The sequence below is a fragment of the Rhizobium sp. RU33A genome, assembly GCF_900156055.1.
Taxonomy (GTDB): Bacteria; Pseudomonadota; Alphaproteobacteria; order Rhizobiales; family Rhizobiaceae; genus Allorhizobium.
In genome coordinates this window covers 294,062-311,837 of the sequence record NZ_FTMQ01000004.1, presented here as the reverse complement: position 1 = coordinate 311,837, position 17,776 = coordinate 294,062, and the positions used below count along the sequence as shown (strand labels likewise).

Annotated in this window: 15 protein-coding genes and 1 riboswitch; of the genes, 2 read left to right on the top strand and 13 right to left on the bottom strand. The window is 61.9% G+C overall.

Features of this window, described 5'->3' with window-relative positions; genetic code table 11:
• The first annotated feature begins 144 nt into the window (after positions 1 to 144).
• The gene (locus tag BW978_RS16755) at positions 145 to 1,020 is read left to right on the top strand and encodes an RNA polymerase factor sigma-32 (protein WP_076396975.1); all 876 of its coding nucleotides are present in this window, start codon (positions 145 to 147) and stop codon (positions 1,018 to 1,020) included.
• A gap of 71 nt (positions 1,021 to 1,091) precedes the next feature.
• Here the strand turns inward: BW978_RS16755 and BW978_RS16750 are convergent, their stop codons facing one another.
• The 8 genes from BW978_RS16750 to BW978_RS16720 form a co-directional block, all read right to left on the bottom strand.
• Complete coding sequence (locus BW978_RS16750; protein ID WP_076396974.1) at positions 1,092 to 2,618, bottom strand: M48 family metalloprotease; 1,527 nt, start codon at positions 2,616 to 2,618, stop codon at positions 1,092 to 1,094.
• Between the two features lie 223 nt (positions 2,619 to 2,841).
• Positions 2,842 to 3,585, bottom strand: coding sequence for a thiamine ABC transporter ATP-binding protein (gene thiQ, locus BW978_RS16745; RefSeq protein WP_076396973.1), 744 nt, complete (start codon positions 3,583 to 3,585; stop codon positions 2,842 to 2,844).
• Complete coding sequence (thiP, locus tag BW978_RS16740; protein WP_076396972.1) at positions 3,575 to 5,230, bottom strand: thiamine/thiamine pyrophosphate ABC transporter permease; 1,656 nt, start codon at positions 5,228 to 5,230, stop codon at positions 3,575 to 3,577. Before thiP ends, thiQ begins: the two co-directional genes overlap by 11 nt.
• Positions 5,231 to 5,236: 6 nt before the next feature.
• Positions 5,237 to 6,208, bottom strand: coding sequence for a thiamine ABC transporter substrate binding subunit (gene thiB / locus BW978_RS16735; RefSeq protein WP_076397117.1), 972 nt, complete (start codon positions 6,206 to 6,208; stop codon positions 5,237 to 5,239).
• A 94-nt stretch (positions 6,209 to 6,302) separates the two neighbouring features.
• Positions 6,303 to 6,417, bottom strand: a riboswitch (TPP riboswitch).
• 121 nt (positions 6,418 to 6,538) lie between these two features.
• A complete protein-coding gene (locus BW978_RS16730; RefSeq protein WP_076396971.1) occupies positions 6,539 to 8,368 on the bottom strand; it encodes an ABC-F family ATP-binding cassette domain-containing protein in 1,830 nt (609 codons plus the stop codon).
• 4 nt (positions 8,369 to 8,372) lie between these two features.
• Positions 8,373 to 9,026 (bottom strand): thiamine diphosphokinase, encoded by a 654-nt coding sequence (locus BW978_RS16725; protein ID WP_076396970.1) that lies wholly within the window; start codon positions 9,024 to 9,026, stop codon positions 8,373 to 8,375.
• 123 nt (positions 9,027 to 9,149) lie between these two features.
• Entirely contained in the window at positions 9,150 to 9,287 is a 138-nt protein-coding gene (locus BW978_RS23605) for a hypothetical protein (RefSeq protein ID WP_167494915.1), read from the bottom strand.
• Positions 9,251 to 9,541: a hypothetical protein gene (locus tag BW978_RS16720; RefSeq protein WP_054150233.1), complete on the bottom strand. Its 291-nt coding sequence runs from the start codon at positions 9,539 to 9,541 to the stop codon at positions 9,251 to 9,253. Before BW978_RS16720 ends, BW978_RS23605 begins: the two co-directional genes overlap by 37 nt.
• A 364-nt stretch (positions 9,542 to 9,905) precedes the next feature.
• Between BW978_RS16720 and BW978_RS16715 the strand changes: the two genes are divergently transcribed.
• On the top strand, positions 9,906 to 10,745 hold the full coding sequence (locus BW978_RS16715) for an AAA family ATPase (RefSeq protein WP_076397116.1): 840 nt from the start codon (positions 9,906 to 9,908) through the stop codon (positions 10,743 to 10,745).
• Between the two features lie 100 nt (positions 10,746 to 10,845).
• Here BW978_RS16715 and bfr read toward each other — a convergent pair whose 3' ends face one another.
• The 5 genes from bfr to BW978_RS23600 form a co-directional block, all read right to left on the bottom strand.
• Complete coding sequence (bfr, locus tag BW978_RS16710) at positions 10,846 to 11,331, bottom strand: bacterioferritin (RefSeq protein ID WP_054150235.1); 486 nt, start codon at positions 11,329 to 11,331, stop codon at positions 10,846 to 10,848.
• 223 nt (positions 11,332 to 11,554) lie between these two features.
• A complete protein-coding gene (locus BW978_RS16705) occupies positions 11,555 to 11,878 on the bottom strand; it encodes a (2Fe-2S)-binding protein (RefSeq protein ID WP_076396969.1) in 324 nt (107 codons plus the stop codon).
• Positions 11,879 to 11,998: 120 nt separating this feature from the next.
• On the bottom strand, positions 11,999 to 15,349 hold the full coding sequence (locus BW978_RS16700) for an error-prone DNA polymerase (RefSeq protein ID WP_076396968.1): 3,351 nt from the start codon (positions 15,347 to 15,349) through the stop codon (positions 11,999 to 12,001).
• Between the two features lie 16 nt (positions 15,350 to 15,365).
• A complete protein-coding gene (locus BW978_RS16695) occupies positions 15,366 to 16,946 on the bottom strand; it encodes a Y-family DNA polymerase (RefSeq protein WP_175616900.1) in 1,581 nt (526 codons plus the stop codon).
• Complete coding sequence (locus BW978_RS23600) at positions 16,834 to 17,763, bottom strand: hypothetical protein (protein WP_175616897.1); 930 nt, start codon at positions 17,761 to 17,763, stop codon at positions 16,834 to 16,836. Before BW978_RS23600 ends, BW978_RS16695 begins: the two co-directional genes overlap by 113 nt.
• Positions 17,764 to 17,776: the final 13 nt, after the last annotated feature.

The window sequence follows — 17,776 nt, the reverse complement described above, 5'->3', positions numbered from 1 at the left end:
GGTCAGACAAGCAGATGAGAGTGATGCAACCACCGCCCTGTTCGACATTGTTGGAACCTGACCGAGACTGAACCGTTCAGCAAACAATGCCGGCAAATAGGCCTGCGAGAGGCCAGCGGTCCCCAGAGACCATGGAGATGTTCGATGAAAGCCACATCCGCTGACAGACACATCATAAAGTATGCCATGTCACAGCCCTATCTTGAGCGCGAGGAAGAGCTCGACCTTGCGATCCGCTGGAAGGAAAATGACGATCAGGGTGCGCGCAACCGCATCGCCCAGGCGCATATGCGTCTGGTCATTGCCATGGCTTCCAAGTTCCGTGGCTTCGGTCTGCCGCTCAACGATCTGATCCAGGAAGGCTATATCGGCCTTCTCGAAGCGGCTGCCCGCTTCGACCCTGGTCGCGAAGTGCGCTTCTCGACCTATGCCGGCTGGTGGATCCGGGCCTCGATGCAGGACTATATCCTGCGCAACTGGTCGATCGTCCGCGGTGGCACCAGCTCCAGTCAGAAAGCGCTGTTCTTCAACCTGCGTCGCCTGCGCGCCAAGCTCGCCCAGGGCGACAATCGCCTCTCTGATCAGGCCATCCATCAGGAAATCGCCACCGCCCTTGGCGTTAGCCTGTCCGACGTTCAGTCGATGGACGCCCGCTTGTCCGGCAATGACGCCTCGCTGCAGACGCCTGTCGCTGGTCGCAATGGCGAAGGCACCGAACAGCTCGAGATGCTGGAGAGCAACGAGGCGCTGCCGGACGAGCAGGTCACGTCCATCATCGATGGCGAGCGCTGGAATGGCTGGCTCAAGGATGCGATGAACCGCCTCAACGAGCGCGAAAGCCGGATCATCAAGGCGCGGCGTCTCACGGAAGATGGCGCAACGCTGGAAGAACTCGGCGCCGAGCTCGGGATTTCCAAGGAACGTGTCCGCCAGATCGAAACGCGAGCGCTTGAGAAGCTGAAACTTGCGCTGACCGACAAGGCACCATCGGCCGCGGCGCGATATGAAATGGCGTATTGAGCCAATCACAAATCACAAGCAAAAAAGCCGGCCTTCGAGCCGGCTTTTTTGCTGGTCTGAGTCTGGTGATGTTACTCGGAGATGATCTTGACGCGCATGCCCGGCGTGACCGTGGAGGTCGGGCCGAGTGCGTTGATCAGCCGGAACAGTTCAAGCTTGCGATCGGTGCCCATCATACGTGCCGACAAGGTTCCGACCGAGTCGTTGGAACCGACCGTCACCACACGGACGCGAAGCGGCTTCAGCGAGGCTGCTTCCTGTGGCGTGATCCGGCGGAAGGAGGCACGCAGCTGAGCGGCTGTGGTTTCCAGAGCCGGACTGCCCTTGGGCACGGCCGTCAGGAAGCGGAAGATCTGCGGCCCGATCCGGATGACGGTGATGTCGAAATCCCAGCGATCGGCGGAGGCGCGGGCTGTTGCCGCTTCCAATCCGTTGACGCTGATGGTCCGGATTGTATCGGGCAGAAGACCGGTGACCCAGCCGCTCGAGATATAGTTTGGCAGGCTGATCTTTTGACTGTCGGCCACGCCGTCGAAACGGATGGCCACATCGCCAGGTCCGGTGGCGAGGACGGCCTCGACCTTGTTGTCGATCTGGAAGCCCTGGGGCACGTCGAAGCGGATGCCGAGCTGGCCATGCAGGAAGGTCTGGCCACGGACGAAGCCTTCCTGGGGACTGTCGCCATAGAGCAGGCCGTCGATGCCGTTCAGATAATACTCGCGGCCTGTTTCGCCATGGCTGCCCTCCGGCCCGAAGGCGCGGGCATGGCGCTTAGCAAGTTCCACACGCTGCGGGGCGTTCGGATGGCTCGAGAGGAAGTCCAGGCTCTGGTCGGCATCGGGATCAACCGAGCTGAACTGGCTGTAGCGGGCCATGGAATCGAGGAAGCGGGCCGCAGCATAGGGATCATAGCCGGCTTCACCCAGCGTGCGCACGCCGATGACGTCGGCCTGCAGCTCCTGCTGGCGCGAGAAGGCGGCGAGGCGCAGCTTGCCGCGGGCCAGCGCCTGCTTGCCGGCGAGATCGCTCGACAGAACCTCGGCGACGACGCGGCTCGCAATGACTTCTGCCTCTTCGCGACGCTGGCGTTCGATGCCGTGATTGGCGGTCACATGCGCCATTTCATGGCTGAGAACGGCTGCCACTTCCGACGCGTCGTTGGCGAGCGCCAGGAGGCCGCGCGTCACGTAAAGATAGCCGCCCGGCAGCGCAAAGGCGTTGATCGCCGGCGAATTGAGGATGGTGATGCGATAGGACTGATTCGGGTTTTCCGAGACCGCCGTTAGCGCACCGGCAATGCGGGCGACGAGGCGTTCGGTCTTGGCGTCCGAATATTCGCCGCCATAGGATGCGACGATGCGGGGGTGCTCGCGGGCACCCATCTGAGCGCGCGGATCGCCTTTCTGCACTTCGTCGACGATCTGCGGATTGCTGGAAGGCGAAACGGATGGCTCGTAGGCCTGCTCGAACAGCGACTGGCAGGAGGATAGGACGAGACCCGCCGAGACGAGCACGGCAACACTCGACGCAAACCTGAAAGGCCGGCGCCGCAGATCTGTTTCTGCAGCTATCGCGCTGTTCCGGCTCAAAAACTGCATCCTGCCCCTTCACCCTGTTCCCGAACGATCGCCAAGCTGGCGATATCCGGGTGCAGCATCCAATTGCCTTCAGCCGATATCCGCATTCTGCTGATCCGGCAGCATTCCACATAGTGCGAAAACACCACTCGCTCCAGAAGATAGTCACGCCGAGGCAAATGACCAATGGTCTTGCTGCAGGAACAACTATTCCAAACGCGCATGGCAGGCGCGGGCGACCAAATTAAGGCGATTCGGGTGCAATCCGGGCCGGACCGAGGAAGTCGCGCACGGCTGTGACTTCTGTTCTCGCGAGAAAATCGGACTTGGACGCATTCACCACCACATGGCCGTTTTCGAGAAAGACGACCTGATCCGCCAAGCGAACGACGTCGCGCGGATCGTGGGTGACGAGCAGGATGGTGGCAGATGTTTCGGCATGGAGTTCTGCGAGAAGGTCAACCATTGTGCTCCGCAGACCCGGATCGAGTGCGGCGAAGGGTTCGTCGAGGAGCAGGATCGGGCGGCTGCGGACCAAGGCGCGAGCGAAGGCTGCCCGTTGCCGCTCTCCGCCCGAGAGCGAACCCGGCAGCCGCCGCTCGTAGCCTGCAAGGCCGACCCGCACCAGAGCGTCGGAGACCGCCTTGCGGTCCGCGGTGGTCAAACGCAGGCCAGGATGGATGCCGAGGCCGATATTGGTGAAGAGGTCGAGGTGGGCAAAGAGGTTGTTGTCCTGAAAGACCAGCGAGACCGGACGCTCCGCCGGCGCCAGATCCGTCACATCACGACCAGCTATTTCGATCCGGCCCGTGTGGGGTTGCTCAAAGCCGGAGACGAGGTTGAGCAGGGTCGACTTGCCGGATCCGGACGGGCCGACAATGGCAGTGATCTTGCCGGTATCGAAAGCGAAATCGAAGTGAAAGTCGCTTTGGCCGAGTGTGAGTTGCACCCCATCGAGGCGGATTGCCGTCGAAGTCTTATCGCGCATCGGGGGCCTCCCGTTCACTTGCCTGACGTCTTCCCGGCGCCCCGAGGAGCGCGAGGAGGAGACACAGCATTCCGAGCAATAGGGCAAGCCCGTCAGCATCGGTGCTGCGGTAGCTTCCCATAGACGCATAGATGAGGGCGGGTAGTGTCATGATGTTTTCCGAGCCGAACAGGGCGACTGCTCCGAGATCTCCCAAGGAAAGTGCCATGGAGAAGGCGAGCGCGGTCAGAAATGGCCGTTTCAGCTCCGGCCAGTCGACGCGGCGCAGACGCTGAGCGACGGACAGGCCGAGGCTTTCGGCAAGGCGCCCCGTGCGCGACCGGTGCTCGCGATAGGCCGGCTCCAGCACGCGCACGGTGAACGGCAGGGCCATCAGGGCATTGATGCCGGCGACGATCAAGGGGGCAAAGCTTGCGATCTCACCGCTCGATCGGAGCGCGAGGAACCAGCCGGTGGCAAGCACGCTCGTCGGGATAAGCAGAACCAGCGATGACAGCGAGGCAAGCGCGATCGACATGAGGCGATTGCCGACATTCCGGTTTCGCTGCGTGTCGATTTCGGTCCTTGCTGCGACCGCGCCAAAGGCAAGCAGTGTCGCCGTAACGCCTGATACGAGCGCCACCAGCAGGCTGGTCAGAGCTGCCTGCTGGAAGGCCGATTGCGATATCAGCCGAGCGAGGTCTGCCTGTAGTCCCGAGATGACGACCTGGCCAAGCGGCAGGATGAGAAAGAGGCCGGCCAGCGAAAGCAGCAGCGCGTCGATCAAACGGACGAGCGGGCGCCGGCCATCGAAACGGGGGAAACGTCGTCCACTGGTGACACCGGTGTCGGAGGCCGCCGGCAGGAGGCTGAGGCCGATGAGGATCACGCCAGTGACCGTGATCTGCAGCAGCGCTAGGGATACGGCGCGCTCCGGATTGAAGTCGAAGCGGAGAGCCTGGTAGATGGCGACTTCGATCGTTGTGGCGGCAGGGCCCCCGCCGAAGATTAGAACCAGCGTGAAGCTCGTCACGCAGAGCATGAAGATCAGGCCTGCGGCCCCCGGGATGACGCGCGCCAAGACGGGCCACTCGATGAAGCGGAAGGTGGCGATCGGCGACAGGCCGAGGCTTGCCGACATCCGCCAGTATTCGGCCGGCACGCGCTCCAGGGCGGAGAGCATCAGTCGTGTTGCAAGCGGCAGGTTGAAGAACACATGGGCAATCAGAATTCCGGTCAGGCCGTAGACCGAGATAGGCTGCGAGAGACCGAGGCCAGTCAGGACATCGTTGACGATGCCGTTGCGGCCGAAAATACCGATCAGACCCAATGCGCCGATCAGAACGGGAAGACCCATGGGAACTGCCATCAGGCGGATCAGCCAGATCCGTCCGGGAAAATCCGGCTGACGGGCGAGCGCGCTGACAACAGGCAAGGCAAGGCCGACAGAGAGGAGCGTCGACAGGAAGGCCTGCCAGAGGGTGAATGACAGCACCGAACGGACGACGGGATCGCCGAAGGCCTGCAGGATGCCGCTGGTCATTCTCCCTGCGAGCAGTGCGGAGAGGGCGATGCCGACGAAAGCCGCCACGGCCAGCAAAACCAAAAGGCCGCCCGCGAATGCGGGCAGCCTCTGACGTCTCGACTGGTGAAGCGGTCGGAGCATCCGGTCTTACTTCAGCGTCATGGCCTTCAGCCATTCGTCGATCCACGCCTGGCGGTTTGCGGCGACCTCTGCCGGGCTCATCAGGAAAGTGGTCTTCGGCTGGACGAGCTTGCCGAATGCCTCCGGCAGGGGCTCGGAGGTTGCGGCCACCGGCATCATCCAGTTGTTGGTCGGGATGGTGTCCTGGAAACCGGGTTCAAGCATGAAGGCGAGGAACTGGCGGGCGAGTTCCTTTTCCGGCGCATTCTTAACAAGGCCGGCGACCTCGATCTGGATGTAATGCCCTTCGGAGAACTCTGCCGCCTGATAGCGGTCGGTCTCTTCGGCGACCATGTGATAGGCCGGCGAAGTCGTGTAGGAGAGCACCATCGGCGCTTCGCCCTTGGTAAACAGGCCATAGGCTTCCGACCAGCCCGGCGTAACGGTCAGGACGCGATCCTTGAGCTTGGCCCAGGCTTCTGGCGCCTGGTCACCATAGACCGACTTGACCCAGAGCAGCAGGCCAAGGCCCGGCGTCGAGGTGCGTGGATCCTGGATGACGATCTTCTGGGACGGGTCGCCCTCGACCAAGTCCTTCAGGCTCGTCGGCGGGGTTTTGATGACCTCGGTGTCGTAGATCACGGCGAAATGGCCGTAGTCATAGGGCAGGAAGACATCGTCGCTGAAGCCGCCAGGCACCTGAACATTGGCGGCATCAACGGCATGGGCTTCGAAGAGGCCGGTCTGCTTGGCTTCCTCGACGAGATTGGTGTCGAGGCCGAGCACGACATCGGCCTTCGAGGTCTCGCCTTCGAGCTTGAGACGGGTCAGCAGCGCCACGCCATCGGCGACGCCGACGAAATTGACGGTGCAGTCGCACGTCTGTTCGAAAGCTTCCTTGACCTTGGGCCCCGGACCCCATTCGGAGACGAAGCTCTCATAAGTGTAGACGGTCAGCGTCTTGTCGGCGGCGAGCGTCGGGGAGACGATGCCGATCATGGCGGCTGCAACGCCGCCGATAAACAGGGAAACAGTCGTGGGTCGCATGGCGCCCTCCTCCTTCATCATCATTGCTGTCGGGATAGCGCGCTTTGCGATCGACGCGTCTAATCCCTCCGCCGGTGTTAACCGGATCAGGTTCCGCGGGTTGGCTGACGCCTCTCAGCATTCCGGTCCCGAAGGATCGAAAGGCACCCCGTTAGAGCACTGTGGAGATAGCGCGACTGGTACGGTTCTGCAAGGACCCGCACCCTTAGCACGAGACTGGAAAATGGAAGATGGAGGGGCAGGAGGGAGGGTGCCCGATGGAGGGCAAGACAGAGGAGGGCCTCAGCCTTCCAATTCCTCGCGCAACATTTCGAGCTCCAGCCATTCCTCTTCCATGCGCGTGATGTCGGCACGCAGCTTTTCCATTTCGGCGGCGAGCTTGTTGAACGTCGCCGGATCCTTGGTGAAGAGGTTGGGATCAGCCATCCTGGCTTCGCGCGTGGCGATCTCCTTTTCGGCCTTTTCCATTTCCTTCGGCAGGTTTTCGAGCGCGAATTTCTGCTTGAAGGACAGCTTGCCCTTGCTGTTTGCGCTGCCGGCCGACTTGCCGCCCGAGGCTTCCTGCGCCTTGGCTTTCTCGGCCTTTTCAACGCGTTTGCGTTCGTCCTCGACGCCCTTGCGCTGGGCTAGCATGTCGGAATAGCCGCCGGCATATTCGATCCACCGACCATCGGGTGCGTCGGGGTTGGCCGGTGCGATGGTCGAGGTCACGGTGCGGTCGAGGAAGTCACGGTCATGGCTGACCAGGATCACGGTGCCGGAATAGCCAGCGACGATTTCCTGCAGCAGATCGAGGGTCTCGATGTCGAGGTCGTTGGTCGGTTCGTCGAGGATCAAGAGGTTCGAGGGCTTGGCCATGATCCGCGCCAGCATCAGGCGGGCGCGCTCGCCGCCGGAGAGGTTGCGGATTGGAGTGCGGGCCTGTTCCGGCTGGAAGAGGAAGTCCTTCATGTAGCCGGTGACATGCTTCTGCTCACCATTGACCAGAAGGTTGTCGCCACGGCCGTCGGTCAGGTAATGGGCAAGCGTGTCATCCGGGTTCAGGTCCTCGCGCTTCTGGTCGAGAACCGCAATCTCCAGATTGGTGCCGAGCTTGACTAGGCCTTCATCCGGTTCCAGCTGGCCAGTCAGCATCTTCAGAAGCGTCGTCTTGCCGGCGCCGTTCGGGCCGATCAGACCGATGCAATCGCCGCGATGGACACGGATCGAGAAGGGCGCAACGATGGTGCGATCGCCATAGGTCTTGATGATCTTGTCGGCCTCGATGACGAGCTTGCCGCTTTCCTTGCCTTCCGTCGCCGATGCCTGAATCGTACCCTGTGGGCCCTTGTGTCCACGGTAGTTGGCGCGCAGAGCCTGCAGATTGCCAAGGCGACGCATGTTGCGCTTGCGGCGGGCGGTGACGCCGTAGCGCAGCCAGTGTTCTTCGCGCTCGATCTGGCGACCCAGCTTGTGCTGTTCGATCTCTTCCTCTTCGAGCACCTGGTCACGCCATTCTTCGAAATGGGCAAAGCCGCGATTGAGCCTTCGCGACTGGCCGCGATCGAGCCAGACGGTGGCGGTCGAGATCTTTTCGAGGAAACGTCTGTCGTGTGAAATCAGGACAAGCGCGCTGCGGCTCTTCGACAATTCGCCTTCCAGCCATTCGATGGTCGGCAGGTCGAGATGGTTGGTCGGCTCGTCGAGCATCAGTATGTCTGGCTCGGGCGCGAGCACGCGGGCAAGGGCTGCGCGGCGGGCTTCCCCACCGGAGAGACGGGTCGGATCTTCCTGGCCTGTCAGGCCGAGATGTTCGAGCAGGTAGGTGACGCGATAGGGATCGTCGCCCGGTCCCAATCCCGCCTCGGCATAGGCCTGGACCGTTGCATAACCCGCAAAATCCGGCGCCTGCTCCAGGTAGCGGATGGTCGAGGACGGATGGCGGAAAACTTCGCCGGACTGTGCTTCGACGAGGCCGGCGGCAATCTTCATCAGCGTTGATTTGCCAGAACCGTTGCGACCGACCAGGCAGATGCGGTCGCCAGGCTCCACCTGCAGGCCGGCACCGGCAAGCAAAGGCGTTCCGCCGAAGGAGAGTTGGATATCGTCAAGTTTCAGAATGGGAGGTGCCAAGGCATCAGGCTCCTGAAAGATCGTAGGGGCGGGCCAGCAGGATCGCCCGGCCGCGGGAGAGTGAGACCGAGATCGGTCCTTCGGCGATATTGGATATCGTGCGCGACGAGCCGAAGGGTACGCTGAAGTCCTGCAAAGGATAGCGTGCGTTGCGGATCGTCAGTCCTTCGAGGGTGGTGAAGCCGAGCACCGAAAAAAGCGCGCCTTTGGGCATTTCGAGCGCCAGTTCGCTGTCCTCGGCGAAGGGATAGGCCTCTTCCTCGCCAGAGGTCAGGACCACCTCGTAACCGTCGTCGACGAGGCCGAGGGCGTTCAGATAATGTTGCAGCGCGTGATCGGACCGTTCGCCACCAAGCGCGCCGACGAAGATCAGCCGGGTGGCGCCGCGCGCTATTGCTTCCGCAACCGCGATTTCCCCGTCAGTGACGGCCTTTGCCGCCGGATAGCTGCGACGTTCCACGGTCGGAAAACGGGCGATCAATTCGCTGTCGCTGCTGTCGAAGTCTCCGACCCAGAGTTCTGGAGTGACGCCGAGGTTCACTGCATGGCGCATGCCGCCATCGGCCGCGATCACGCGGCTTCCTTCGGTCAGCGCCCGCAGGCGGTCGGTAACGGCGAGGCTTCCGCCGAGAAGAAGGGTGAAAGAGGTCGAGGTCATGCGCCAGCCCTTAGCGCATCTTCGCCAAAAAGGGAAAGGCGAATGCGTCGCAGACTGCGCTTGGCTGCTTGTCGAACGGCTCCCCGGACCAGCCGTTTCGGGCACAGTCCGGGTCGAGCGATTTCAACGCTTCTTGGGAGAAGCGGCTTCTGCACTCTTGATCTGCGTGGTGAAGGTCGAAACCGGGGTCGCCGCCGGCTTGGCCTTGTCCTGCTTCGGCTTTCTTACTTCGCGGTTCGAACGCTGTTGGCCTTTAGCCATGATGTGCTTTCCTTTTTCGGGGTGTTTGCAGGAGCCGTCGTCCGGGCGGATGCCTTGCTGCGGCTGGGATCAATATCCGTTTCTGCGATGCAGCGATCAAAGCTCTCGCTTTCGAAGCGGACGCGGTACTGGCGGCTTCCCCCGGTCTCGGGAAGGGTCGCCAGCACCTTGCAGGAGCCATTGCTGCGGGCGAGGCGGACGGGGCCATCTTTCAGCGTCACTGTGTCGCCGATGGAATACAGGTGTCTGGTCATGGGGATCTCCTGCAGCTGGGAGGCTGCGGTCGGGACAGAGATCCTTCTGACTTGCGGGTCGGACAAAACGTCCCGCCGGTCTAAAGGAGCCTGCCGTTATACGAGGCATTGCGGCCGGACCAATTGGTCCAGACTGCGAATATGGGGTCGAGGAGAAGGTCGGTGATGTCCGGAGCCCGAAATTCCGTCCTTGCGGATGGGGCACTTGCAGACGGACACGCATCAGCGTTCATGGAATACAGCCTGTCAGATTGCCGGGAAAATACAAGCTATTTCTGGTAAGCGGGCTAAAGCCGCACCTGTGCTTGCGCCCGGTCAGATGCGTCATTACGTTGCCGCCGACGATGAACGAGGCGCAGATACGATGCAGTTTCAGGGTACCGCGGACTATGTGGCAGACAAGGATCTGATGATTGCGGTCAATGCCGCGATCCGGCTGGAGCGGCCTTTGCTCGTAAAGGGAGAACCGGGAACCGGCAAGACCGAGCTTGCCCGACAGGTGGCCGCGGCGCTCGGGCTCGATATCCTGGAGTGGAACGTCAAATCGACCACCAAGGCGCAGCAGGGGCTCTATGAGTATGATGCCGTTTCGCGCCTGCGTGACAGCCAGCTCGGCGATGAGCGCGTCAATGACGTGAAGAACTACATCCGCAAGGGCAAGCTCTGGCAGGCCTTTGCCACGGACACAAAATGCGTGCTGTTGATCGATGAGATCGACAAGGCGGATATCGAGTTTCCCAACGATCTGCTGCAGGAACTCGACCGGATGGAATTCCACGTCTACGAGACCGGGGAGACGGTCAGCGCAAAGATCCGGCCGATCGTCATCATCACCTCGAACAACGAGAAGGAACTGCCGGACGCCTTCCTGCGGCGCTGCTTCTTCCACTACATCCGCTTTCCCGATGCAGAAACGCTGGAGCGGATCGTCGAGGTTCACTATCCCGGGATCAAGAAGACGTTGCTGCGCAACGCGCTGACCCAGTTTTTCGAGATCCGCGAGACCCCCGGGCTGAAGAAGAAGCCGTCCACATCGGAGGCGCTCGACTGGATCCGGTTGCTCGTGGCAGAGGACGTCGACCCTGCCGATCTGCGCGGTGAGGCAAAGAATGCCTTGCCGAAGCTGCATGGCGCGCTTCTGAAGAACGAGCAGGATGTGCATCTCTTCGAACGTCTCGCCTTCATGGCGCGCCGCGATCGCTGAGTTCGCGGTTGCGCGGAGACGCTAAGAGCCGCGGTAGTGTAAATTCTGACGAACGAAAAAAGCCCCGCAAGCGGGGCTTTCTGGAAGAGTGGGTGGCGCTTTACTCGGCAGCGTCGGCGGAATCCGCGTTGAGCTGACCGTATTTTTCTTCGCCGATCTTGGAGAGAAGCTCGAGCTGGGTCTCCAGGAAGTCGATATGGCCTTCCTCGTCGATCAACAGCTGTTCGAAGATCTTCATCGAGACATAGTCGCCGGCCTGGTAACAGATGTCGCGCGAGGCCTTGTAGGAGGTGCGGGCGTCGTATTCGCCGGCGAGGTCGGCTTCGAGCACTTCCTTGACGTTCTGGCCGATGCGCAGCGGCGCAACGGTCTGGAGGTTCGGATGGCCTTCGAGGAAGATGATCCGATCGATGATCTTGTCGGCGTGCTGCATTTCCTCGATCGACTCGGCCCGCTCTTTCTTGGCGAGCTTCGTGTAGCCCCAATCGTTGAGCAGGCGGTAGTGCAGCCAGTACTGATTGACCGCGCCGAGTTCGAGGAACAGCGCTTCGTTGAGCCGTTCAATGACCTTCGGATCACCCTTCATAATATTCGTCCCTTGTATGAATTGAATGGTGCAACTCTAGCGCCAGCGCTGTCGCCTGTCGAGCCCTTTTTAGAAGTATTCTAATTCTTGGGGGTGGCACGCAGGTTTCAGTGGCCAGATCGACAGGGCAGGTTCAATCCGCGTAGCGTCTGAGAACTGGTGCGTGACGGGTGGGGGAATCGTTCTGGTGGCCTAGTGAGCGGCTGATGCCGATGCAGGCGTCTCAGCCGGCAGCGCGTCGGGCCGTCGACGTAGCCTGGCGCCGTTCGGCCAGCGCGGCCTTCTGCTCTTCGTGGAACTGCTTGAGGCGTTCCATGAAGTTGATGACCTTGGTTTCTTCGGTCTGACGAAGGGCGTGATATTCTTCGGTGGTGCGAATGATCAGATCGACGACATTCGGAAAACAGCCGCAGCAACGGCCGCGCTTGTTCATGGCGTGGTAAACCTTGCCCGGAACAATCAACTGCCAACAGTCTTCGTCCAGCATCTCGTTGATGACTGACTTGATGTCTTTGTCGGTGATGTAATTGCAGCTGCAGACCAGCATGGCCGGGGCACTCGTCAAACATGACATTCACTCTCGCCTTTGTCGTAAACCAGATGGCCTTTGTCAAGAAAAATCGCGGATAGGGTATCAGATGTGATCGCTCCTCGAGGTGTCGCACCGTCAATGGAAGTTGCGTCCTTTCGGCATCAGGTCCGCCATGGCGCTGCGGCGAGGATGGCCGGGCGGAGGGGCTGCGGCTATGGGGGGACGCGGGACCTTTTCCCGTTTCCCCTGTCGCTGATCGACGCCCGGGCGACGAACTTCATCCGCATGGGCGAGCGTGTCGAAAGTCTTGAGCTCTTCGAGCAGCAGACCGAGCCTGGAGCTTGCGTCGACCAAATGGTCTGCGACCACATGGATGACGCCATGCGCCTTCTGCAGGCGTCCGCGCAGGGCCACCAGCCGCGCGCCCATGACGATCGGCCGGTAACGTTCGAACACCTTCGGCCAGACGATGACATTGGCTGTACCCGTCTCATCCTCCAGCGTCATGAAGATGACACCCTTGGCCGAACCGGGTCGCTGACGGACCAGGACTAGGCCGGCAATCTCAACCTTGGCGCCATGGGAAAGACTTTCGAGATCGGTTGCCGATTTGAGGCCGGCCCGCTGCATGGCCTGACGAAGGAATGAAACGGGATGCGCCTTCAGGGAGAAGGTCAGGCTGCGGTAATCACTCAAGACCTCTTCGCCCGGCAACATGCGGGGGAGGATCATTTCGGCCTCGTGCTGCAGATTTTCCTGTGGGGCGGCCTCGAAGAGCGGCAGGACTTCGATGGCCGCCTCTCCATCCAGGGCCTGAGCCGCCCAGAGCGCCTCGCGACGCGACAGTCCAAGGGAGGAAAAGCAGTCGGCATCGGCGAGTTTTTCGATGACGGGGCGGGCAAGTCGCGTGCGCAGCCACAGGTCGCGAACGGAATCATAACCCGCACCCCGTCTTGCAACGAGGATATCCATGGCCTCCTTCGGTATGCCCTTGATCTGGCGAAATCCGATGCGAACTGCCTTTTTCGACCTGATCACGCCGGCCATGGACCGATGACGGCTGGCGATGCGGGCCGGATCGAAATCGTCCGCCTTTTCCCCTTCGAGCAGGCAGTCCCAGGTCGAGTGGTTGATGTCGACCGGGCGGATATCGACGCCGTGATCGCGGGCATCGCGCACGAGTTGGGCGGGGGCGTAAAAGCCCATGGGCTGTGAATTCAGGATCGCGGCACAGAAGACATCCGGATAGAAGGCCTTGAACCAGCAGGAGACATAGACGAGCAGGGCGAAGGAGGCGGCATGGCTTTCGGGGAAGCCGTATTCGCCGAAGCCTTCGATCTGGCTGAAGCAGCGGGCGGCAAAATCCGGATCGTAGCCATTGGCCACCATTCCCTCGATCATGCGTTTCTGGAAGCTGGAGACCTGGCCGGTGCGGCGAAAGGTGGCCATGGCACGGCGCAGCTTGTCGGCTTCTCCCGGGGTGAAGCCCGCAGCCGTAATGGCGATCTGCATCGCCTGTTCCTGGAAAAGGGGTACGCCCAGCGTGCGCTCCAGGACGGTGCGCAGTTCTTCGCTCGGATAGTCGATGGGTCGGCCCGCGAGTTTGTCCGCACGTCGCTTGAGATAGGGATGGACCATGTTGCCCTGGATCGGGCCTGGGCGGACGATGGCGACCTCGATCACCAGATCGTAGAACTCGCGCGGTTTCAGCCGGGGCAGCATGCTCATCTGGGCCCGGCTTTCGATCTGGAAGACGCCGATCGTGTCGGCGCGGCAGATCATGTCATAGACCTCAGGGCACTGGTCCTGATTGACTGAGGCCAGCGTCTCGTGACGATCGTAATGAATGGCCAGCAGCTTGAAGGCCTTGGCGAGGCAGGTCAGCATGCCGAGCGCGAGAACGTCGATCTTCAGGATCTTCAACGTGTCGAGATCGTCCTTGTCCCATTCAACCATGTAGCGGCCATCGGCCGTGTTCATGATCGGAACGACCTCGTCGAGGCGGTCGCGGGTGATGACGAAGCCGCCGACATGCTGGGAGAGGTGGCGGGGAAAGCCCTGCAAGGCCTGGGCGTAATCAAGCACGCGCCGGGTCGTGGCATCCTTGAGGTCGAGGCCTGCAGCCTTTGCCTGCTCCTCGGTGAAATCGCTTGTCCACCAGCCCCAGATCGAACCGGCAAGGGCGGACTGCACATCCTCGGACATGCCAAAGGCCTTGGCCACTTCGCGGCCGGCAGACCGGGCGCGATAGCTGATGACGGCCGCCGTCAGGGCGGCATGCTGTCGACCATAGGTTTCGTAGATGAAGCGGATCACGTCCTCCCGCTTCTCATGCTCGAAATCGACATCGATATCCGGCGGCTCGTCGCGTTCCGTCGAGATGAAGCGGTCGAACAGCAGCGTCGTCTTCTGCGGGTCGACTTCCGTGATGCCGAGGCAGAAACAGACGGCGGAATTGGCGGCCGAACCCCGGCCCTGGCAGAGAATGCCTGCCTCTCTGGCGTGACAGACAATCCGGTAGACGGTCAGGAAGTAGGGTTCGTAGCGCTTCTCCGCGATCAGTTTCAGTTCGTAGTCGAGGAGCCCGAGGACCTTTTGAGGAATACCCCCCGGATAGCGGTTGCGCGCGCCTTGATAGGTCAGCCGCCGGAGGGCCAGAGGCGGAGATTCTCCGTCGAAGATCTCATCGGGGTACTGGTGCGACAACTCATCGAGAGAAAACTGAAGCCGGCTAAAGAAGTTGATATTGTTGTCCAGGGCCTCCGGCCAGGCTCTCAGCAACCGGGCCATTTCCTCTGGGCTTTTCAGGTGTCGTTCGGCATGCGCGTGCAGGCGGAGCCCGGCTTCGGCAATCGTCACATGCTCGCGGATTGCGACGACCACATCGGCAATCGGCTTGCGCTCGGGGGCATGGTAAAGGGCATCGTTGGTGGCGATCAGGGGAAGACCGAGCCGTTTCGAAATCCCATTCAGCTCCGCGAAGTTCCTCTGGTCGGCGCCATCGTGACGGGGAATGAGGGCGAGATACAGACGATCCGCCAGGCGAGGGCGGAGAGAGGCGAGCCGGCTTTCGAAGGTTTCGACATCGGCATGGCTCGACAACGGAGGTGGCATGGCGATGAACAGAAGATCCTCGCACCATGCCAGAAGATCCTTTTCCCATAGCGTGCAAACCCCCTTTTTCGAGCGCAGATTTCCCTCGCTCAGCAAACGGCAGAGATTGCCCCATCCCTTGCGGCTCAAGGGATAGGCGAGAAGTTCAGGCGTTTCGTCGTCGAAGACGAGGCGGGCGCCGGGGCGGAATTCGAGACCATTCAATTTTGCAGCGGCATGCAGGCGGACAACACCGGCGACCGTGTTGCGATCGGCGAGGCCAAGGCCCGAAAGGCCCAGAAACAGCGCTCGTTCCACCAGTTCCTCGGCATGGGATGCGCCGTCGAGGAAGGAGAAATTGCTGCGCAATCCGATTTCGTAAAACCTCTGCATCGTCACGGATCCTGCCTCACGCGAAGAAGCCCTGAAGGAACCAGCTCGGCGTCACGGTCCGTCGCTCATAAAGACCCTCGCGATACAGCCAGAAGCGCTGGCCGTCCGTATCCTCGATGCGGAAATAATCGCGTGGCGGAGCATCTTCGCCATCGGACCACCATTCCGGCGCCAGGCGCTCCGGGCCTTCGGCCCTGAGGATACGCCGTTGGACACGGCGCCAGCGAAAGCTGGCCGGTGGACCATCCGGGACCACGGACATGACCTCGACCTCTTCAGGTCGATGGAGGAGGCGCAAGGGACGCAGGGCACGCGCCGATCTCGCCGTCGTCCGAGATCGAGACAAAGAGAGATCTGCCGCCTTGAGCGCATCGGCGGCCGGGGCGTGTGTGGATGCTCTTTCCGGCCAGTGGCTGGCAAGCGGCACGGGCAGGCGAAGCGCCCTTTCTCCAAGGCGGGCGGCCACCTGATCGAGGAAGCGCGTGAGATCTTCGCTGCCGTCTTCCTCGTCGGCAAGGGCGGACTGGCGGACTTCAAAGGCTTCGCTCAGGAGGACGTTGAGGCGCACGAGTTCGAAGCCGAAGCCGGCATCAAGCTCGTCATGGATGACGGAAAGGCGTTCCTCGAACAAGGCCCGGATGCGGCCTGGATCACGCAAGGGGGCGGAGGCCCCGACCTCGATCCGAAAGACCTTGCCATCGATCCGGAAAACCAGAAGTTCGAACAGACGGCCCCCTTCGCCACGGGCTTCAAGCGAGGTTTTCAAACCGGCAGCCAGGCGGCCGGCGAGATCGAGGACCTGATCTTCGGTCATGATCGGTTCCGCGAGACGCCTTTCGGCCGACAAGAGCGGCAAATGGCGTCGCGGCGAAATGGGCTCGCCTTCGCGTCCAAGCGCCTGATCGAGACGTAGGATCGGACCTGCACCGAAACGACGGGTGATCGGTGCGCGCGGGGCTGTGAGAAGATCCCCTATTGTCTTCAAGCCGACCCGGGCGAGATTCATGACGATCTGCGGTTCGAGCCGGAGGGCGGCGATCGGTAGGGGGGCGAGTGCTGTTGCAGCCTCGCATGGTGCGACGCGCCGGGCGCCGTCAAAACGGCTGCAGGCACGGGCGAGGCCAGGGGTCGGGCCGACTGCGATCTTGACCGCAAGGCCGAAGGCGGTCATGCGGCGATCAACATCCTCGATCAGCCGTTCTTCGCCGCCGAAAAGATGGGCGCAGCCGGTGATGTCCAGCATCAGCCCGTCATCACCGTCGAGCGCCACCAGCGGCGTGTAGCGGTCACACCAGTCGGCGATGGCATCGAGAAGAGCGCGGTCGGCGGCCGGATCCGCTTCGATCACGTCGAGATCCGCACAGATGGCCCGGGCTTCCGCCAGTCCTTGTCCGATCCGCAGGCCGTAGCCTTCGGCCATGTCATCCAGTGCGGTGATCCGCATGGCATTGGCGGAACGACCGGCGCATGCCAGTGGCGCCCGGTCAGGATGCGCGGTCGAGCCGGGGTGCAAACGCCACGAGAGACCCCAGCGCCGCCGGGCGATGCGATCGGTCGGGAGCCTTGGGAAAAAGAGCGAGAGAATGCGGCGATCCAAGGCTTGCGGGTTCGGGCTGCTCGAAAAGTTGAAAGCGGCGGTCATCGGAATTCCACTCCAGAATGAGTTCGGGTGAGCCCGGAATGCGGGATTTCTCAGGGGTTATGCGAAAGACTGATGACCCGATGCTGCCGCCCAGCAGGGACCCGTCGGCGAGAGATCGCGCCGCCGCCGGCGCGGGTTCGACAAACAGGCGAAGAAGAGCGCTCGAGGCCTCTTCCTCGCCCGCCTGGCGGAGGATCAACAGCCTGCCACCGGTGGCGCGCGCCTTGAGGCTCAAGCGCCGGCTCTCGGTGAGGCCGAATTTCTTCGGATTGCCCTGTACTTCCAGGAGCACGGTGGAAAAGGCGCGGGAGGCAAGGGCTGCCTCGGCCAGCCAGAGCGCGTCCTCGACCCTGCGAGGCAGGGCATGCACCAAGGCGGTCGACGACAGGCCGAAATCGAGGAGGCCAGGACCATAGGCGAGACCCGCTTCCCGGACGACCTGGGGATCGGCGATGAAGAGGAGGCGCTGCCTCTGCGTCTGATTGTTCTCCGCGGCCATCAGAGCAAGGGCGAGCCCGAAACCGGTCACGGTTCCCGCCTGTTGCAGCCTCTGTCCCCTCACTTCGATCAACGTTCCCCGGGCGAGGCTGTCACCCACAATGCTGCCGAAGAGATCCTGGTGTTCGAGCCTCTCATTCACGGCCCTCTGTTTCGTTTCCACGCGCGTAGGCTGGACCGTCAGACGCGCGGCATGGTCGGGCTTTCCCTCGATCCGGGCAATCGCCTCTCGCAAGGCAAAAAGCGTCTCGCGCGCCTGAGGGCTCTCGCCCATGACGATGTCTCCT